We start from the raw sequence: 2,957 nt of genomic DNA, 5'->3' as shown, positions 1-2,957 counted from the left end.
GCATGTATTAGGCACGCCGCCAGCGTTCGTCCTGAGCCAGGATCAAACTCTCCAATAAAGAGTTGATATAGCTCATTTTTTTAGTCCCAACGGGACAAATAATTTACGTTGGCGTTTCTGTTATGTTTAGTTTTCAAAGAACTAATTTCTTTATTGTCGCTCATTTGCGACTTTATTAATATATCATCTGTCTGATTCAATGTCAACCATTTTTTTAGCTGAATTATTGAATGACATCAGCGACGTTTATTAATATATCAACTTTACATACTGAAGTCAACATCTATTTTCGTTTTTTTAAAACGTTATCCCTTTTGTTCTTTACGAGGTTTTGCTGGAGCATACATTAGGCACTCCTTTGGTTCTGCCACCCTTTTAAATAAAGAAAATAAAATCTTATATCTTTCTTCCATTGCCTTTTTAACAATATGATCAATTCTGTCATCCTGCAAATCAAATAATATTTCATCCATTTCTCTTTTAATTAAATATTGCATTTCCTTTACTTCCTTTTCATTTATCAACATTCCAATCATATAAAGACCCCTTTTATTTATTTTGGTTTTTGTAGTATTTTCCATTTGAATATTTTTATGAGTTTATTTTTGATTCTTTTATCCGAAGTACAAGCATAGGATGGTGACAAGGGATTGCTTGATGGACGAGGTGAAAGTAATGAAATTCTTTTTTGTAATGAATGGAAAGTCGATTAAACAGTTTATTATGATTATTGTTGCAGCTTTCTTTACTGCATGGTTTTTGTACATCGGCAATATTGTGCAAATGCCGGTATTTTCTGCAAAAGACGGACCAAAGGCCATATACAAAGGAGAAAAGGATGTCGCCTTAACTTTTAATATTGGCTGGGGCGATGAGAAGGCCGAACCTATTCTCGATACGCTGAAAAAGGAAAATGTAAAATCAGCAACATTTTTTCTCTCTGGCTCTTGGGCTGAACGTCACCCAGATCTTGTGGGAAGGATTGTTAAAGAAGGATACGAAATAGGCATTCTTGGGTATAATTACGAAGACTATACTGAGCTCGAGGAAGCAAAAATCAGACAAGATCTAGCTAAAGCTCAGGAGGCATTCAGAAAGTTAAACGTAAAGGAAATCAAGCTTGTCAGAGCTCCAACTGGCCATTTCGATCAAAAAACTTTAAAAGTAGCAGAAAGGCTGGGTTATACAGTTGTACACTGGAGCATTGATTCAAAGGATTGGATGAACCCTGGGACCGAGAAAATCATCAAAAATGTATCTAAGGCAAAAAAGGGAGATATCATCTTGATGCATGCTTCTGATTCAGCAAAACAAACAGCCAAAGCCTTGCCTCCGATTCTGAAAGAATTAAGGGAAAAAGGCTTAAAGCTTGTGAACGTATCTGACATGATAGCAAATGCAAAAACAAAAACTGAAGAGATAAAATAAAGCCGTCCATTATTTGGACGGCTTTTCTGCAAGCGTTTCTCTTCGTATTCTTGATTGTTCATTAAGCTTCTGCAAAATTAACAGCTGATACGCATTACACAAGAGCAGCGGAAAAATCATTAAATAAAGCCAGCTCTCATCATTAACCCTTAGGGTTGGTACCCATTCAATGGTTGTTACAACGATCATAAAAAAAACGGCAGGAATAAAAGCACCTTTATTTGTCAATTTCACTTTATATGCTGCTACGGCTAATGCAACCGCCAAAATAAATAAAGCTATACCAACATATGGTAAAATACTTTCTCCTTCTTTAGCAAATGTGCTAAAGCGCAGGTAAACTAAATCAAACAAGACAAACAATATGAGAATGACCTGTACAGGACTCCATAGGGATTTAAATAATCCGAGGCCAAATCGGTGAACAGTCAGATAGGCGAAGAAACCCGCTTGACTGATCAGACTAAAGATAAATCCTACACCAATTAGCCAAATAAGAACAGATAGAATTTCCAAAAAGTCAAAATCAGTAAATAGCGGTTTGAACTCACTCCATCTTACAATAAATCCGACAATTCCAGTGGTAACGCCACCAACTAAAAGTGTCGATAAAAATAACTTTACCCAGTTCCGGCTAGTCAATTTATTTTTCCCCCATAATAAGTTAAGATTCACTCCTATGATTGTACCAACACGTAATTGAAAAATCTAGGATTTGCATTTCATTGCGAATAATATTTGCTGATTTTCTTCATTCTAAAATTAAGGAAAACCCTGAAAGGAGCTTTTATATGAAAAAGTATTTCAGCCTGCTCCTGCCATTATTAATGGTAATGATTATTTCAGCCTGCGGCCAAAGTGAATCGGGCGGGAATCATCTTGATTATGAACAAACAAAAAAGATGGTTGTTGACATACTTAAAACCGATGATGGGAAAAAGGCGATTAAGGAATTAATGGCAGATGATAAGATGAAACAGCAGCTCGTTATGGATCAGGCTATTGTTTCAGAAACCATTGAAAAGACGCTAACCTCTGAAAAGGGAAGCGAGTTTTGGAAAAAAAGCTTCGAGGATCCTAAATTTGCTGAAAGCATTGCAAAAAGCATGAAGAAAGAAAATGAACAGCTTATAAAGGACTTAATGAAGGATCCAGAATACCGCAAAATGATGGTCGAAATTCTCCAGGATCCTGAACTTGAAAAAGAAACATCAAAAATATTGAAAAGCAATGAATACCGCGAACACCTGCAAAAGGTGATCCAGGAAACATTAGATAGCCCTCTGTATAAAGCAAAGATTCAAGATATCCTTCTTAAAGCTGCTGAAGAGACAAAAAGTGGAGATAAAGGCGGAGCAAAAAGTGATACTGGCGGCGGTGGAGATCAAGGAGGAAGCGGAGGAGGAAGCGGAGGCGGAGGTGGCGGCGGTTAATAAAAGGCCGTAAACTATAAAAAGAGGCTGGGACAAAACCCTCCTCTGAAATGAAAAAGCCTGTGAAATTTTACAACGAGTAAAATTTCACAGGCT

General features: G+C 36.8%; 4 protein-coding genes. 2 read left to right on the top strand and 2 right to left on the bottom strand.

Annotated elements, in window-relative coordinates; genetic code table 11:
• Positions 1 to 305: 305 nt before the first annotated feature.
• On the bottom strand, positions 306 to 536 hold the full coding sequence (locus tag AC1Q59_RS24690) for a hypothetical protein (RefSeq protein WP_492368517.1): 231 nt from the start codon (positions 534 to 536) through the stop codon (positions 306 to 308).
• A 139-nt stretch (positions 537 to 675) separates the two neighbouring features.
• Here AC1Q59_RS24690 and pdaB point away from each other — a divergent pair, with 139 nt between their 5' ends.
• Entirely contained in the window at positions 676 to 1,428 is a 753-nt protein-coding gene (gene pdaB / locus AC1Q59_RS24685) for a polysaccharide deacetylase family sporulation protein PdaB (RefSeq protein ID WP_492368516.1), read from the top strand.
• 9 nt (positions 1,429 to 1,437) lie between these two features.
• Here pdaB and AC1Q59_RS24680 read toward each other — a convergent pair whose 3' ends face one another.
• Positions 1,438 to 2,070 (bottom strand): KinB-signaling pathway activation protein, encoded by a 633-nt coding sequence (locus tag AC1Q59_RS24680; protein WP_492368515.1) that lies wholly within the window; start codon positions 2,068 to 2,070, stop codon positions 1,438 to 1,440.
• Between the two features lie 149 nt (positions 2,071 to 2,219).
• On the opposite strand from AC1Q59_RS24680, the gene gerD reads away from it, so the two are divergent.
• The gene (gerD, locus tag AC1Q59_RS24675) at positions 2,220 to 2,861 is read left to right on the top strand and encodes a spore germination lipoprotein GerD (protein WP_492368514.1); all 642 of its coding nucleotides are present in this window, start codon (positions 2,220 to 2,222) and stop codon (positions 2,859 to 2,861) included.
• Positions 2,862 to 2,957: the final 96 nt, after the last annotated feature.

The sequence above is a fragment of the Cytobacillus sp. MT66 genome, assembly GCF_058792595.1.
Note: the sequence above shows the minus strand (reverse complement) of the source record. Positions and strands in the feature narration are given on the sequence as shown.

Bases quoted from the DNA above. Each gene is read 5' to 3' on its own strand.
- AC1Q59_RS24690 (WP_492368517.1), bottom strand. From the start codon at position 536: ATGATTGGAATGTTGATAAATGAAAAGGAAGTAAAGGAAATGCAATAT.
- pdaB (WP_492368516.1), top strand. From the start codon at position 676: ATGAAATTCTTTTTTGTAATGAATGGAAAGTCGATTAAACAGTTTATT.
- gerD (WP_492368514.1), top strand. From the start codon at position 2,220: ATGAAAAAGTATTTCAGCCTGCTCCTGCCATTATTAATGGTAATGATT.